The organism is Streptomyces sp. S3(2020) (assembly GCF_013044505.1).
Lineage (GTDB): Bacteria > Actinomycetota > Actinomycetes > Streptomycetales > Streptomycetaceae > Streptomyces.
In genome coordinates, this window is sequence record NZ_JABERD010000055.1 from 1 (window position 1) to 14,637 (window position 14,637).

Genomic DNA, 14,637 nt, shown 5'->3' on the forward strand with positions numbered 1-14,637 from the left:
TCCCCGGGGGCTGCCGCCCCCGGACCCCCACCGCCGGCCCTGAACGGGCCTCGTCCTCAAACGCCGGACGGGCTGAAAAAGCCCAAACAAGTCCGGTGTTCAGTGGCGTACCGCCCATCCCGAGGTGATCGCCAGCGCCACCGCCGCCGCTGTCACCGGCACTCCGAATCCCGCCGTCGCCGACACATGCTCCGCCGTCCAGCCGCCGAGCGCGCTGCCTGCGGCGATGCCGCCGAGGAGGCCGGTGACCGCGAGGGTCATGCCTTCGTTGAGGCGGCCCTCGGGGGTGCGTTCCTGGATGAGGGTCAGGCCCGTGACCATGGTCGGGGCCGTGGCCATTCCGGCGATCAGGAGTGCGGCGGCGAGGAGGAACAGGGAGCCGGTCAGGGATGCGGCGAGGAGGGGCAGCGTCATGAGTACGGTCATCGCGGCCACACACCACGGGTAGCGGCGCCCGGCCGGACCGGACGGCTTCCACGCGCCGTACAGCAGACCCGCCGCACAGGAACCGGCCGCCTGGAGGGCGAGGACGACTCCGGCCGCCGACGGATGACCGCGCGCGTCCGCGAACGCGAGCGTGACGACCTCCATCGAGCCGAACACGACGCCCATGGCCAGGCAGACGACGAGGAGAGGCGGGATGCCGGGGGCGCGGAGCGGGGGCCTGGCGGGTGCGCCGCCCCTCTGTACCGGCGGCTCCGTCGAGCGCTGCGCGGCGAACAGCAGGATCCCCGTCACCAGCAGCGCCACCCCGACCAGCGTCCCCGCCTCAGGGAAGAGCGCACCGCACAGCAGCACCGCCAGCACCGGGCCCAGCATGAAGCACAGTTCGTCCGCGGCCTGTTCGAAGGAGTTCGCGGTGTGCAGGGCGGTGTCGTCGCCCTTGAGCAGATGGGCCCAGCGGGCCCGGGACATGCCGCCGGTGTTGGGGGTGGTGGCGGTGGCGGCGTACGCGGCGAACAGCGTCCAGTCCGGGGCGCCCCCGTGGACGCACAGCACCCGGGCGAGCGAGCCCAGCGCCGCGAGCAGCGTGGCCGGCACGGCGACCCGGGCCTGTCCGTACCGGTCGACGAGCCGTGCCGTCCAGGGCGCGACCAGCGCGGTCGCCGCGAGGCCGGTCGCGGTGACGGCGCCGGCCAGGGCGTACGAGTCCCGCGCGGCGACGATCATGACGACCGCGCTCACGCTGAACATGCCCATGGGCAGACGGGCCAGGAGGTTCCCGACGGTGAAGGCGCGGGTGCCGGGGGGGGTGAAGAGACGGCGGTAGGGGCCGGGTTCCCGGTGGCGGGTCCGGGGGGTGAAGTCGACGACGACGAGCATGTCCGAGGTCGTCGTGAACAGGGGTTGCGGCATGCGTCCACCGTCGCCCGCGAGTGATCGAGGGGTCCAACACCTGATCGGCGGGCATTCACGCACCCCTGTTGTGAATCCGCGGGAATTCCCGGTGCCGATCCACGCGCCCGCGTTGTAGCTTCGCCGGATGCCCGCCCCGCCGCACCTCGACGCCCGCCTCCTGCGCGCCTTCCTCGCCGTGGCCGAGGAACTGCACTTCACCCGTGCCGCGGCCCGGCTCTACGTCGCCCAGCAGGCGCTCAGCCGGGACGTGCGGCGGCTGGAGCGGGAGCTGGGCGCCGAGCTCTTCGTACGGACCACCCGGCAGGTGACGCTGACGGCCGACGGGGAGCGGCTGGTGCCGCACGCCCGCCGTGTCCTGGACGCGCAGGACGCGCTGATCGCCGCCTTCGGACAGGCCAGGCCCCTGCTGGTCGACATCAACTCACCGGGTCTGGGCACCGGCAGCCGGGTGCTGCACCGGGCCCGCGAACTCGCCCCCGACATCGAGCTGATGGCCCGCTACGAGAGCGGTCTGACCGGGGCTGCGGCCGAGGTCCTCGCGGGCCGCCTCGACGCCTCCTTCGGCCGGTACGCGGGGCTGGACCCGGCGCTGCGGGCGGGCCTGGACCACCAGATCGTCCGCTTCGAGCCCATGGCGGTCGTGCTGCCCGAGGACCACCGGCTGGCGGCGTCGGCGCAGGTGCCGCTCGCCGAGCTGGCGGGGGAGGAGGTGTACGCGGGGGCGGGAAATCCCCGTACGCCGGAGTGGACCGATCTCGCGCGCCGGCTGTTCGACGGACGGGGGATCGAGGTCGCCCCGCCCGCGCCGCTCGCGGTCGGGCACGAGGAGTTCCGGCGTGTCATGGCCAGAACACGCACCCCGGTCCTCGCGGTGGTGGACTTTCCGGCCATGCCGAGCAGCGTGCTGCGCCCGCTCGTCGACCCGGTGCCACTGTCACCGGTGTCACTGGTGTGGCGCAAGGGGCTGGTGCATCCCGGAATCGAGGCACTACGCCGGGCGGCGGCCGAGCTCTCGACGGCGGAGGAATGGCTTCACCGGCCCGCCGGGGCATGGATTCCGGCCATCGACATGAAGATCGTCAATGTCCACAACTGACACACGTCAAACACATCGCCCCTCGGTGCGCTACATTCGTGGCCTGAGCACGCTGTGGTAAAGGGGGCGCTCGGGCCGGGTGGGGGCTCGGTTCGATCGACGAGTGCTCGGCGTCGTATGCGCACCCAGAACTGTCCCGTGGGGGGATGTGCGTGCGCGAGAACAATTGGCGGGAAGACGCCCAACCGGAATGGCCCTCAGTGGCCGCCGGGACCAGGGGCTTCCCTGCGTCGGGGGATGGCACCCAGGGTTTTCCGGAGACAAGAGGAGCGGATGTCCTCGCGTCGGCGGACCAGACCGAGGTGCTGCCCAGGGTGAGCCCCGAGAGGTCGGACTTCGCTGACCCGTGGGGCAACACCCACGACCCGCACGAGGTGACCGTCCAGCTGGACGCCGTCGCCCTGCGGGCCGACAACAGCCTCGTCGGCCAGGCCGGCGGCGACACCGCCGAGGGCTCCGACGGCCCGGTCTTCGTCGACGAGTCGGGCCGCAGAAGCCGCAGATACCGCCGTATCGGCATCTTCGTCGGGCTCGCCTGCGCGATCTACGCCGTGGTCATCGTGACGACCCTGCTGTCCGGCAACTCCAACGCCCCCTGGCTGCCCGTGCCGGGCCAGGGCCAGGGCGAGGAGGCCGGCCAGGTCGACAACTCCCCGCTGCCAGGGGAGACGGCCCTGCCCACCGACGCCGGCACTCTCTCGCCCGGCGTCTCACCGTCCCCGAGCGACACCACCACGTCGTCGCCGACCGCCGGCGCCACCGCGCCCGGCGCCACCGCGACCGCCCAGGACCCGGACGCCACGGCGGACCCGGAGCCGACGGCGACGAAGACCACCTCGGGCACCGGCAGCAACCCCACCCCGGACCCCGACCCGACCGTCCCGGCGACGAGCAGTCCGCCCGAGCCGACGGCCACCGAGGAGCCCACGCCCGGCCCGACGGAGACGCAGGTCGGCGACAACGGGGGCACCGGCACCGACACGGTGGCCGGCGGCACGAACGACTCCACCCCGCTCAGCTCCACGACACCGCCTCCGGAGAACACCGTCTGATGGCAACCCGTTCCCGCCGTCCCGGGGCCGCGTCCCGAGCCCGATCCCGCGACGGTTCCCGGCGCCGCCTGCCCATGCGCCTGCTGCTGCCCTGCCTGTTCCTCGTCGCCCTGATGGCGATGCTGATGCTGCGCGGCTACGTCCACAGCGAGATCCTCGCCGACCACCGCGTCCAGGCCCCCGCGGCCTCCGACAAGGTCCCCGAGGAGATCCTGGAGGGCGGGCCGGTCATCGACACCCGCAGCGGCCGCACCCAGAGCCTGAGCCTCAAGGACCACCGTCTCGTCCTCACCTTCGACGACGGCCCGGACCCGGAGTGGACGCCCAAGGTCCTGGACGTGCTGAAGGAGCACAACGCCCACGCGGTGTTCTTCGTCACCGGCACCATGGCCTCGCGCTATCCGGACCTGGTGCGGCGCATGGTCGAGGAGGGCCACGAGGTCGGCCTGCACACCTTCAACCACCCCGACCTGTCCTACCAGTCGAAGAAGCGGGTGGACTGGGAGCTGTCCCAGAACCAGCTCGCAATCACCGGCGCCGCCGGCATCCGCACCTCGCTCTTCCGCCCGCCGTACTCCTCCTTCGCCGACGCCATGGACAACAAGTCCTGGCCGGTCACCGAGTACATCGGCACCCGCGGCTACATCACCATCGTCAACAACACCGACAGCGAGGACTGGCGCAAGCCCGGCGTCGAGGAGATCATCCGCAAGGCCACGCCCAAGGGCGGCAAGGGCGCGATCGTCCTGATGCACGACTCCGGCGGCGACCGCCACCAGACCGTGCAGGCGCTCGACCGGCTGCTGCCCCAGCTGAAGGACGACGGCTACGAGTTCGACAACCTCACCGAGGCCCTCGGCGCGCCCAGCGCGCACACCCAGGTCGCCGGAGCCGAGCTGCTCAAGGGCAAGGCGTGGGTCTTCCTGGTCGGCGCCTCCGACAACATCACCGCCGTCCTGGTGGTCGCCCTCGCGATCATCGGCTTCCTCGTCATCAGCCGCTTCGTCCTGATGCTCGTCCTGTCCGCGGTCCACGCCCGCCGGGTGCGGCGCCGCGGCTTCCGCTGGGGCAACCCGGTCTTCGAACCGGTGTCGGTGCTGGTGCCGGCGTACAACGAGGCCAAGTGCATCGAGAACACCGTCCGTTCCCTGATGGCCAGCGAACACCCCATCGAGGTCATCGTCATCGACGACGGCTCCAGTGACGGCACCGCGCGGATCGTCGAGGCGATGGGTCTGCCGAACGTGCGGGTGGTCCGCCAGCTGAACGCGGGCAAGCCCGCCGCGCTCAACCGCGGTCTGGCCAACGCCCGTTACGACATCATCGTGATGATGGACGGCGACACCGTCTTCGAACCGTCCACCGTCCGCGAACTGGTCCAGCCCTTCGGCGACCCGCGCGTCGGAGCCGTGGCCGGCAACGCCAAGGTCGGCAACCGGGACTCGCTCATCGGCGCCTGGCAGCACATCGAGTACGTGATGGGCTTCAACCTGGACCGCCGTATGTACGACATGCTGCGCTGCATGCCGACCATCCCGGGCGCCGTCGGCGCCTTCCGGAGGACGGCTCTGGAGCGGGTCGGCGGCATGAGCGACGACACGCTCGCCGAGGACACCGACATCACCATGGCGATGCACCGCGACGGCTGGCGGGTCGTCTACGCCGAGAAGGCACGCGCCTGGACCGAGGCGCCGGAGACCGTCCAGCAGCTGTGGTCGCAGCGCTACCGCTGGTCGTACGGCACCATGCAGGCGATCTGGAAGCACCGCAGGGCGCTCGTGGAACGGGGACCCTCGGGCCGCTTCGGCCGCGTCGGCCTGCCGCTGGTCTCGCTCTTCATGGTCCTGGCGCCGCTGCTGGCCCCGCTGATCGACGTGTTCCTGATCTACGGCCTGGTCTTCGGCCCCACCCAGAAGACGGTCGTGGCCTGGCTGGGCGTCCTGGCGATCCAACTGGTCTGCGCGGCCTACGCCTTCCGTCTCGACCGCGAGAAGATGACCCACCTCATCTCGCTGCCCCTCCAGCAGATCCTGTACCGCCAGCTCATGTACGTCGTCCTGCTCCAGTCCTGGATCACCGCCCTGACCGGCGGCCGGCTGCGCTGGCAGAAGCTGCGGCGCACGGGTGTCGTCGAGGCGCCCGGCGGGGCGGTACCGCGCCAGCGGACGGGCAGCGGGAGCGATCGGAGGCCGGTGGGATGACCCAGGGAGCCAGTGGGATGACCCACGGATACACACAGTCCTACGACACGCCCGGCGTGCCCGCGCAGCCGGCGCCCGCACCTGCCGGGGCCGCCCCGAAGAAGCCGGGCCGCGACCGCTACCTGGACATGCTGCGCTCCATAGCCCTGGTCCGCGTGGTCGCCTACCACCTGTTCGGCTGGGCCTGGCTGACGGTCCTGTTCCCCTCCATGGGCGTCATGTTCGCGCTCGCGGGCTCGCTGATGGCGCGCTCGCTGAAGCGTCCGGCCTGGGGAGTGATCCGGGGCCGGATCAGGAGACTGCTCCCGCCGCTGTGGGCGTTCAGCGCGGTGGTGCTGGTGCTGCTGTTCGCGGGCGGCTGGGACCTGTCCAAGGACCCGGACCACGGCGGGACCTGGGGTCTGGTCGAGATGGTCAACTACGTCATCCCGTTCGGCGCCCCGCCCTTCCCCTGGAACATCGGCTCCGAGTCGGGCCTGCTGGAGGACACCTGGGCCGTGCAGGCGGCGGGACCGCTCTGGTACCTGCGGGCCTATCTGTGGTTCGTCGTCGCCTCCCCCCTCCTGCTGTGGGCGTTCCGCCGGGCACCGTGGCCGACACTGCTCGCCCCGCTGGGCCTGACGGCCGTGGTGGGTACGGGACTTGTCACCATCCCCGGCGAGACCGGCAACGCGGTCACCGACTTCGCGGTCTACGGCGGCTGCTGGGTCATGGGCTTCGCCCATCACGAGGGTCTGCTGGCCAAGGTCCCGCGCTATCTCGCGGTCTCCTGCTCGGTGCTGCTGATGGCGTTCGGCCTGTGGTGGGCCTCGGGCCATCTGGGCCCCGACGGCTGGGACCTCAACGACATCCCGCTGGCCCAGGCGACCTGGTCCTTCGGTTTCGTGGTGATCCTGCTCGTGTACTCCCCGTCCTGGCAGGAACTGCCGGGCCGGCTGGCCAAGTGGGACAAGCTGATCACGCTTTCCAACAACCGCGCGGTCACGATCTACCTCTGGCACAACATGCTGATCATGGCCACGGTCCCGATCATCGACCAGCTGTACAGCCTCCCCTTCATGGAGAGCGAGCGGGCGACGGCCGCGCTCGACTCGACGTACATGATCTGGATGTTCTTCCTGGTCTGGCCGTTGATCGGGCTGGCGATCCTGTCCGTCGGCTGGATCGAGGACCTCGCGGCCAAGCGGAAGCCACGGCTGTGGCCGAACGGGGCGAAGAAGCGGGCGGGGGCGGGCCACCGGGCCTGACCGTGCCCGCCCCGCGCTATTCGCCCAGCTTGCTCGCGTCCAGGGACTTCGCCGGCGGCCGCACGTCCAGCGGCTTGTTGAAGGCGCTGTACGTCGTGGTGGTGCGATAGTCGGTGCCCTTGTAGGCGACCTTGAGGATGTACGGCTCGCCCTCGGTGGCGATGTAGAAGGTGTATGCGCCTTCCTTGACCGACTTGTCGGTCACCAGCAGCGCGATCGCCGGGGTGCCGTCGACCTCGGTCGGCTCGCCCTTCTTCGCGGTGCCGAAGGAGGTGAAGTCCCGGGGGCAGGCGGAGAGGCCGTCTCCTGGCTGGGCGTCGCTCACGGGAGTCTTGAACCAGATGTTCTGGGGCCCGGCCATGGGCTTGCCCGACCAGTTCTCGATGTAGGCGCGATTGGGGCGGACGTAGTCTGTCTCGCCGATGCGGATCTGTTCGAGGACGGCACCGGTGGCGTCCCAGGTCACCTCGGAGGTGCACCTGCTGTCGAGGTCGGTCGTCAGACGGCTGGAGCGGCCGGAGGAGCTGCCGACCTTGATGGTGTTCCCCTCGACGGTCACGGACGTCAGCTCGCTCATCGCCTCGTTCGCGTCGTCGAGGATCTCCTGCGCGGAGCGCTCCGTCGCGCCGGCGCCACCGCCGTCGCCTTCCGCGCCGCAGCCGGCCGTCACCAGGCACGCCAGCACAGCCGTCGCCACGGTCGTTCTTGTTCGCACAGTCCCCCCACAGATCACAAGTGACCCAGAGGTTACCGGGCCGCGCGGGCATGCCAAGGTCCTGTCAAACCCAGGGGACAGCGGTTTCCCCGCGACGTACGGCCGTGCGAGACTGCGGCGGTTGCGGGAGTGAACGGGGTGGCCCCAGAGGGCCGGTGGGGAGCGGGGCGGCGATGAGCAAGCGGCAGGTCCAGAAGATGCTGCGGTCGATGGCGAGCGGGGAGCCCGTCGAGCTCACCAGCGCCATGGCCTCCGTGACGAAGCTCGCCCGGCTCGCCTTCATCGCCCAGCAGTTCGGCTACGAGTACGCCGACGTACGGCAGAGCCCCGGGCGCAACGGCGCCCTCGTCATGCTGCTCGCCCCTGACCCGAGCCCGCAGGCCCGAGCCCGGGCCGCGCAGAACTGGGCCCAGTACCCGAACGCCGGTGACGGGGTCTCCGTACCGCCCCTTGTCCCCGACGCCTTCCGGCTGCTCCAGGCCCGCATCAACTTCGACCTCACCGGCAAGAGCGCCGAGCGGCGGATGAGGTACGGCGCCCTCGGTGTCACCATCGGGTCGGTGCTTCTCGGGTACCGGCTCGGCGGGGAGACCGCCGATTTCGTCGGGGCGGCCTGCGCGTGGGTGATCTTCATGGCGATCTTCGGGATCGGCGTCCTCGTCACCCGCCGGCGCAACGCCAGGTTCGCGGCCCTGCTCCAGGCCGCCGGGTTCACGCCGGTGAGAGAGGTGACCGGAAGGGTGCGGTACCTGCCGCCCGGGGCGCAGGCGCCGGGTCAGCAGGGGAACCCGTACGCCGCGGGCCCGTACGCCAGTGGTCCCTACGCCAACGGCCCGTACGGCCATGCCCCGGCCGCGCCTCCCGCCCCCGGGTACGGTCAGCAGCCCTATCCCCAGCAGCAGCCCTACCCGCAGCAGCCGCCCTACCCCCAGCAGAACCCGAACTGGCAGTCCCCTCAGCGCTGACCGGTCCGGTGGGAGCTGTTCGTAACGTGAGGCGACAGAACCTCTCATCCCGTGTTCGCTCGGGGTGAGAGCAAAGTTCCTTTCCGGTCACCGGGTGCCACAGTCAGGAAACGCGCCCTCCCTACCTTCGGGACATCACCGCTCAGCACCTATGCACCAGCGAGCCCCGGAGCCCCGTGGAGGCGCAATGACAGCCCCTAGCACCGTCCCCGCACCCCCGAGCAGGGGCGGCCGCTGGATCCAGCAGTGGGATCCGGAGGACGAGACCTTCTGGAACGAGGGCGGGGAGAAGATCGCCCGCCGCAACCTTGTCTTCTCCGTCCTCTCCGAGCACATCGGCTTCTCGATCTGGACCATGTGGTCCGTGCTCGTGCTCTTCATGGGCCCGGAGTACGGGCTGACCCCGGCGGACAAGTTCCTGCTGACCTCGATGGTCACGCTGGTCGGCGCCGTCGTCCGGGTTCCGTACACCTTCGCCGTGGCCATCTTCGGCGGCCGGAACTGGACCATCGTCTCGGCCGCTCTCCTCCTCATCCCGACCGTCGCCGCGTTCACGGTGATGGAGCCGGGGACCTCGTTCAACACCTTCCTCCTGGTCGGCCTGCTGGCCGGTATCGGCGGCGGCAACTTCGCCTCCTCCATGACCAACATCAACGCCTTCTTCCCGCTCCGGAAGAAGGGGTGGGCCCTCGGGCTCAACGCCGGCGGCGGCAACATCGGGGTGCCGGTCATCCAGCTCATCGCGCTCGCCGTCATCGGCGCCAGCGCCGGCCCGCGGGTGCTGCTGGGCATCTACATCCCGCTGATCGTGATCGCCGCCGTCCTCGCCGCCCTGTTCATGGACAACCTCGCCTCCGTGAAGAACGACACCGGTGCCGCCAAGGACGCCGCGAGGGACGCCCACACCTGGATCATGTCCTTCCTCTACATCGGCACCTTCGGTTCCTTCATCGGCTACGCCTTCGCCTTCGGCCAGGTCCTCCAGGTCCAGTTCGGCCGCACCCCGCTCCAGGCCGCGTACCTCACCTTCATCGGCCCGCTGCTCGGCTCCCTGATCCGGCCGCTGGGCGGCTGGCTCGCCGACAAGTACGGCGGCGCCCGGATCAGCCTCTACAACTACGTCGCCATGGCCGCCGCGACCGCCGTCCTGATCTGGGCGAGCATGGAGAAGTCGCTGGGGCTGTTCGTCGCCGTGTTCGTCGTCCTCTTCATCCTGAGCGGACTCGGCAACGGCTCGACGTTCAAGATGATCCCCGGCATCTTCCAGGCCAAGGCCCTCGCCCAGGGACTCCAGGGAGAGGAGGCCGCCGCCTACGGCCGTCGTCTCTCCGGTGCCTCCATGGGACTGATCGGCGCGGTGGGCGCGCTCGGCGGTGTCGGCATCAACCTGGCCTTCCGCCAGTCCTTCCTCTCCAACGGCTCCGGCACCGGCGCCTTCGTGGTCTTCCTCGCCTTCTACGCGGCCTGCTTCGTGGTCACCTGGGCCGTATACCTTCGCCGCTCCGCCTCGCGGATTCAGGCCTCCTCGGCCACCTCCGAGGCGAAGCCGCAGCTCAGCTACGCCGAGGTGTGACGTAACACTGGCGACATCAAGTCGAACCGAGCCTGTCACGCACCGTTGACAGGCTCGCTCGGCATGCAGGTGCCATCACACCCCGTGTAGGTGCAAACGACTCGAGTGCGGGACGAGAGTTATATGTACGACGAACAGCAGCGACCAGAGCAACACGGCCCCCTGGCCGGATTCACGGTAGGCGTGACGGCCGCGCGCCGGGCCGACGAGCTGGGCGCACTGCTGCAGCGACGGGGAGCCGCCGTCCTGCACGCACCTGCGCTGCGGATCGTGCCGCTCGCCGACGACAGCGAGCTGCTCGCCGCGACCAAGGGGGTCATCGACGAGGTACCGGATGTCGTGGTCGCCACGACCGCCATCGGCTTCCGGGGCTGGGTCGAGGCCGCCGACGGGTGGGGGCTGGGCGAGAACCTGCTGGAGCGGCTGCGCGGGGTCGAGCTGCTCGCGCGCGGGCCGAAGGTCAAGGGGGCCATACGGGCCGCCGGGCTGACCGAGGACTGGTCGCCGGAGTCCGAGTCCATGGCCGAGGTGCTCGACCGGCTGCTGGAGGAGGGTGTCGAGGGGCGGCGTATCGCCATCCAGCTGCACGGTGAGCCGCTGCCCGGGTTCGTGGAGGCGTTGCGGGCCGGGGGAGCGGAGGTGCTCGGGATCCCTGTCTACCGGTGGATGCCGCCGGAGGACATCGGTCCCGTGGACCGGCTTCTCGACGCGACCGTGTCCCGTGGTCTGGACGCGCTGACCTTCACGAGTGCGCCTGCCGCGGCGTCGTTGCTGAACCGGGCGGAGGAGCGGGGGCTGCTGCCGGAGCTGCTGGCGGCCCTCAACCACGACGTCCTCCCGGCCTGTGTCGGGCCGGTCACCGCCCTCCCGCTCCAGGCCCGCGGCGTGGACACGGTCTCGCCCGACCGCTTCCGCCTCGGCCCTCTCGTGCAGCTTCTGTGCCAGGAACTCCCGGCCAGGGCCCGTTCCCTCCCGATCGCCGGGCACCGTGTCGAGATCCGCGGCCACGCGGTCCTCGTCGACGGTGTCCTCCGTCCGGTACCGCCGGCCGGCATGTCGCTCCTGCGGTCTCTGTCCCGCCGGCCGGGCTGGGTGGTGGCCCGGGCGGAGCTCCTGCGGGCGCTTCCGGGCGCGGGTCGCGACGAGCACGCGGTGGAGACGGCGATGGCGCGACTGCGTACCGCCCTCGGGGCGCCGAAACTGATCCAGACGGTGGTCAAGCGCGGCTACCGCCTGGCCCTGGACCCGGCGGCCGACGCGAAGTACTCGGACACCTGACCCCCGAGCCTTTCCTCGCCCCCGCCGCCCTTACCCGTTCCCATCCCTGGGGGCTGCGCCCCCAGACCCCCGCTGCCGGCCCTGAACGGGCCTGGTCCTCAAACTCCCCCAGAGGGGGCACCCCCAGACAGGCTGAAAAACCCCGACTCAGCCCCTCCGGCCATTCCTCGGCAGGCGGCCGTACAGGACCAGCCCCCGGGCCAGGCACCCGAGCGCCACCGTCGACAGCAGCGCCCGCACCACGTTCCACGCCACCCACGCGTCCTCGAAATCGTCCCGTGCCGCGGCGGAGTCCGTCGCGCGGTCGAGGGCGTTGTTCAGGGGGATGTTGAAGGCGACCGTGACCAGGAAGCCGAGGGTGTACGCGAGCAACGCCGCCCACACCCACCGGCGGTAGCCGGAACCCCGCGCCTGCCACGCCGCCACCCCCGTGAGGACCAGCGCCCCGAGGAAGCTCAGCATGAACACCGGGTTCTGGATCACGTCGTTGATGTTCCGCATCACCTCGACGTAGACCTCGTCGTCGCTGCGCGCCAGCCCCGGCATCACCGCGCAGGCGAAGACGTAGAAGGCCCCGGCGATCAGGCCCATCGCGACCGTGGCCGCCCCCAGTACGGTTCCCGCGCTCTGCTTCGTCGTCATGCCTTCCAGTCAACGGCCGCCACAGCGACCGGAACATGGTCCAAAGACGCATCCCCATACGCACCCGTCCACGCCTCACCGGTACGAGGGGTTCCGACGGCGTGAGCGGGAAGGCACTGTGTGAGGGAACCTTTTCTCCCGGCCCCTTCTCACCGGCCCCTCACACGCAGGGCACCCCTAGGCGGTGACAGGCACATGGCACTGGGCACGGCCACGGCCCCGTACGAGCTGCGGTTCGACGCGGGGCGGATCTGCCTCGATCTCCTCGCGACCACCCACCCCGCCGAACGGCTCGACTCGACCGAGGCGCTGTTGGCCTGGATCACCGGAGCCGGGCTGGTACCGCCGGATACCCCGCTGGCGCACGCCGATACGTCCTGGCTCGTCGGGTTTCGCGAACTTCGCGGGCAGACAAGCCAGTTGGTACGCGCACGACTCGCCCCCGAACCCCGGCCGTCGTACGACCTCGCGCTCGCCCGCGTCAACGACCTGGCCCGCACCGCACCCCCGGCACCTCGTGCCGTACGGGGCGAGGACGGCACGCTCGTCAGGAAGTTGGCGAGCCCTCCCGAACTCGCCGCGCTGCTCGGCGCGATCGCCCGGGACGCCGTCGAACTGCTCACCGACCCCGTCGCGAGGGCGTGTCTGCGGCAGTGCGCCGGCGACAACTGTCCGATCGTTTATCTCGATACGTCCCGGGGGCGCAGGAGGCGTTGGTGCTCCAGTGAGGTCTGCGGGAACCGGGAAAGAGTGGCCCGGCACCGGCGTCGGGCCGCACTCGCACGCGCCTGAGGGGGCGTTATGTCCCTTCTGTGGAACGGGTGTCGAAGTGATTTCGATTACACCCCGTTTACTCGTGAAGCCTCACGGGCAGCTGCGCCGTTCGCGCCAATGTGGCGGAAATGTAAAGATCGGGGGGTGGGAATGTGCACCCATGTCCCCCTCGTCTCGGCACACATAAGAAATCTGTCATGTCACTTTGAACACTCAACGGCCCGCGTCCGTACCCCGTGTTGAGCGACCGGCTGGGGGAACCCCCGGACATCGGAGGTGGGCGTGCGCAAGGATTCCGTCGTGGCCAATGAACGTGGATCGAGGGCCCGACATCGCATGTCCCAGCCCTCGGAACCTGATGAGGAGCTCATGCGTGCTCTGTACAGAGAGCACGCAGGACCCCTGCTCGCCTATGTGCTGCGGCTGGTCGCCGGAGACCGCCAAAGAGCAGAGGACGTCGTGCAGGAGACGCTGATCCGTGCCTGGAAGAACGCCGGTCAGCTCAATCGAGCGACCGGATCTGTACGCCCCTGGCTGGTGACGGTTGCCCGGCGCATCGTCATCGACGGCCACCGAAGCCGGCAGGCCCGGCCGCAGGAGGTCGATCCGTCGCCGCTGGAGGTCATCCCCGCGGAGGACGAGATCGACAAGGCGCTGTGGTTGATGACGCTGTCGGACGCGCTCGACGACCTGACTCCCGCACACCGGGAGGTGCTCGTCGAGACGTACTTCAAGGGGCGTACCGTCAATGAGGCGGCTGAGACGCTCGGGATACCCAGCGGCACCGTTCGCTCAAGGGTCTTCTATGCCCTGCGGTCGATGAAGCTGGCGCTGGAGGAGCGGGGGGTGACGGCGTGATGAGTGTTTACGGGGGAAACCAGGGATTCGGTAGTGGCGGTTCGGGTATGTCTGGCTCCATGCAGGGTTCTCCGGCGCCGAACGAGCACGAGACCGTCGGTGCCTATGCCCTCGGGATTCTCGACGACGCCGAGGCAACCGCTTTCGAGATGCACCTCGCGACCTGCGAGTGGTGCGCCCAGCAGCTCGACGAGCTCGCCGGGATGGAACCGATGCTGGCCGCGCTCGCGGACCTGCCCGGCTCCGGCACCCCCGCGATCGGCGAGTCCCTGTCCGCCAAGCCCAGTCCGCGGCTGGTGACCAAGCTCGTCGACGAGGTCTCCGAACGCCGCGCCCAGAAGCGCCGGCGCGCCTTCTACATGGTGGCCGCGGCGGCCGCGCTGATCATCGGCGGTCCCCTGGTCGCCGTAGGGGCGACCGGAGACGACTCCGGCGGAAACGTCTCGGCGCACACGACGAGCAGCAGCCCCGCCAAGGAAGCCTTCGACGCCATCGACGACAAGCTGACGGCTACCGACCCCAGCACGGACGTCAGTGCGACCGTCGCGGTGGAGGAGAAGGCCTGGGGCACCCACGCCGTCCTCCAGCTGAAGAACGTCAAGGGTCCGGAGAAGTGCTCCCTCATCGCCGTGGGCAAGAACGGCGAGCGTGAGACGGTCACCTCCTGGTCCGTCCCGACCTGGGGTTATGGCATCGCCAACGCCAAGACCGAGCAGGCCAAGGAGCCGCTCTACGTCCACGGCGGCGCCGCCTTCGACCTCAACGACATCGATCACTTCGAGGTCATGACCTTCGGCGGCAAGCGACTCGTCGAAGTCGATGTGTAGCTGACGTAGCTGCATCGGGTCCCCTTCGCGTACGGTTGACGGCTGCCCAG

13 protein-coding genes are annotated in these 14,637 nt (G+C 70.2%); 10 read left to right on the forward strand and 3 right to left on the reverse strand.

The window, feature by feature from the left end; translation table 11 throughout:
• Positions 1-99: 99 nt before the first annotated feature.
• A complete protein-coding gene (locus HLK59_RS19335; RefSeq protein ID WP_171142718.1) occupies positions 100-1,356 on the reverse strand; it encodes an MFS transporter in 1,257 nt (418 codons plus the stop codon).
• A gap of 127 nt (positions 1,357-1,483) precedes the next feature.
• Between HLK59_RS19335 and HLK59_RS19340 the strand changes: the two genes are divergently transcribed.
• From HLK59_RS19340 to HLK59_RS19355, 4 genes are all read left to right on the forward strand, one after another.
• Positions 1,484-2,455: a LysR family transcriptional regulator gene (locus HLK59_RS19340; protein WP_171142719.1), complete on the forward strand. Its 972-nt coding sequence runs from the start codon at positions 1,484-1,486 to the stop codon at positions 2,453-2,455.
• Between the two features lie 314 nt (positions 2,456-2,769).
• Positions 2,770-3,507 (forward strand): hypothetical protein, encoded by a 738-nt coding sequence (locus HLK59_RS19345; protein ID WP_171142720.1) that lies wholly within the window; start codon positions 2,770-2,772, stop codon positions 3,505-3,507.
• Positions 3,507-5,708 carry a glycosyltransferase gene (locus HLK59_RS19350; RefSeq protein WP_171142721.1) on the forward strand — a complete coding sequence of 734 codons (2,202 nt, stop codon included), beginning with the start codon at positions 3,507-3,509 and terminating at the stop codon, positions 5,706-5,708. Before HLK59_RS19345 ends, HLK59_RS19350 begins: the two co-directional genes overlap by 1 nt.
• A 17-nt stretch (positions 5,709-5,725) precedes the next feature.
• On the forward strand, positions 5,726-6,955 hold the full coding sequence (locus HLK59_RS19355; RefSeq protein ID WP_171142722.1) for an acyltransferase: 1,230 nt from the start codon (positions 5,726-5,728) through the stop codon (positions 6,953-6,955).
• Positions 6,956-6,971: 16 nt separating this feature from the next.
• Here HLK59_RS19355 and HLK59_RS19360 read toward each other — a convergent pair whose 3' ends face one another.
• Positions 6,972-7,652 carry a hypothetical protein gene (locus tag HLK59_RS19360; RefSeq protein ID WP_346779767.1) on the reverse strand — a complete coding sequence of 227 codons (681 nt, stop codon included), beginning with the start codon at positions 7,650-7,652 and terminating at the stop codon, positions 6,972-6,974.
• A 191-nt stretch (positions 7,653-7,843) separates the two neighbouring features.
• Between HLK59_RS19360 and HLK59_RS19365 the strand changes: the two genes are divergently transcribed.
• From HLK59_RS19365 to HLK59_RS19375, 3 genes are all read left to right on the forward strand, one after another.
• Complete coding sequence (locus HLK59_RS19365) at positions 7,844-8,635, forward strand: hypothetical protein (protein ID WP_171142724.1); 792 nt, start codon at positions 7,844-7,846, stop codon at positions 8,633-8,635.
• Positions 8,636-8,822: 187 nt separating this feature from the next.
• The gene (locus HLK59_RS19370) at positions 8,823-10,208 is read left to right on the forward strand and encodes a nitrate/nitrite transporter (protein WP_171142725.1); all 1,386 of its coding nucleotides are present in this window, start codon (positions 8,823-8,825) and stop codon (positions 10,206-10,208) included.
• 123 nt (positions 10,209-10,331) lie between these two features.
• Complete coding sequence (locus HLK59_RS19375) at positions 10,332-11,486, forward strand: uroporphyrinogen-III synthase (RefSeq protein WP_171142726.1); 1,155 nt, start codon at positions 10,332-10,334, stop codon at positions 11,484-11,486.
• A gap of 147 nt (positions 11,487-11,633) precedes the next feature.
• Here HLK59_RS19375 and HLK59_RS19380 read toward each other — a convergent pair whose 3' ends face one another.
• Positions 11,634-12,128 (reverse strand): anthrone oxygenase family protein, encoded by a 495-nt coding sequence (locus HLK59_RS19380; protein WP_240982513.1) that lies wholly within the window; start codon positions 12,126-12,128, stop codon positions 11,634-11,636.
• Positions 12,129-12,323: 195 nt separating this feature from the next.
• Between HLK59_RS19380 and HLK59_RS19385 the strand changes: the two genes are divergently transcribed.
• The 3 genes from HLK59_RS19385 to HLK59_RS19395 all read left to right on the forward strand — a co-directional run bounded on the left by HLK59_RS19385 (position 12,324) and on the right by HLK59_RS19395 (position 14,587).
• Positions 12,324-12,920, forward strand: coding sequence for an ABATE domain-containing protein (locus tag HLK59_RS19385; RefSeq protein ID WP_171142727.1), 597 nt, complete (start codon positions 12,324-12,326; stop codon positions 12,918-12,920).
• A 318-nt stretch (positions 12,921-13,238) separates the two neighbouring features.
• A complete protein-coding gene (locus tag HLK59_RS19390; RefSeq protein WP_010039908.1) occupies positions 13,239-13,760 on the forward strand; it encodes a sigma-70 family RNA polymerase sigma factor in 522 nt (173 codons plus the stop codon).
• The gene (locus tag HLK59_RS19395) at positions 13,760-14,587 is read left to right on the forward strand and encodes a zf-HC2 domain-containing protein (RefSeq protein ID WP_277349500.1); all 828 of its coding nucleotides are present in this window, start codon (positions 13,760-13,762) and stop codon (positions 14,585-14,587) included. The genes HLK59_RS19390 and HLK59_RS19395 overlap by 1 nt, the downstream gene beginning before the upstream one ends.
• Positions 14,588-14,637: the final 50 nt, after the last annotated feature.

Bases quoted from the DNA above. Each gene is read 5' to 3' on its own strand.
- HLK59_RS19395 (WP_277349500.1), top strand. From the start codon at position 13,760: ATGAGTGTTTACGGGGGAAACCAGGGATTCGGTAGTGGCGGTTCGGGT.
- HLK59_RS19355 (WP_171142722.1), top strand. From the start codon at position 5,726: ATGACCCACGGATACACACAGTCCTACGACACGCCCGGCGTGCCCGCG.
- HLK59_RS19350 (WP_171142721.1), top strand. From the start codon at position 3,507: ATGGCAACCCGTTCCCGCCGTCCCGGGGCCGCGTCCCGAGCCCGATCC.
- HLK59_RS19380 (WP_240982513.1), bottom strand. From the start codon at position 12,128: ATGACGACGAAGCAGAGCGCGGGAACCGTACTGGGGGCGGCCACGGTC.
- HLK59_RS19375 (WP_171142726.1), top strand. From the start codon at position 10,332: ATGTACGACGAACAGCAGCGACCAGAGCAACACGGCCCCCTGGCCGGA.
- HLK59_RS19370 (WP_171142725.1), top strand. From the start codon at position 8,823: ATGACAGCCCCTAGCACCGTCCCCGCACCCCCGAGCAGGGGCGGCCGC.
- HLK59_RS19335 (WP_171142718.1), bottom strand. From the start codon at position 1,356: ATGCCGCAACCCCTGTTCACGACGACCTCGGACATGCTCGTCGTCGTC.
- HLK59_RS19385 (WP_171142727.1), top strand. From the start codon at position 12,324: ATGGCACTGGGCACGGCCACGGCCCCGTACGAGCTGCGGTTCGACGCG.
- HLK59_RS19340 (WP_171142719.1), top strand. From the start codon at position 1,484: ATGCCCGCCCCGCCGCACCTCGACGCCCGCCTCCTGCGCGCCTTCCTC.
- HLK59_RS19390 (WP_010039908.1), top strand. From the start codon at position 13,239: ATGTCCCAGCCCTCGGAACCTGATGAGGAGCTCATGCGTGCTCTGTAC.
- HLK59_RS19365 (WP_171142724.1), top strand. From the start codon at position 7,844: ATGAGCAAGCGGCAGGTCCAGAAGATGCTGCGGTCGATGGCGAGCGGG.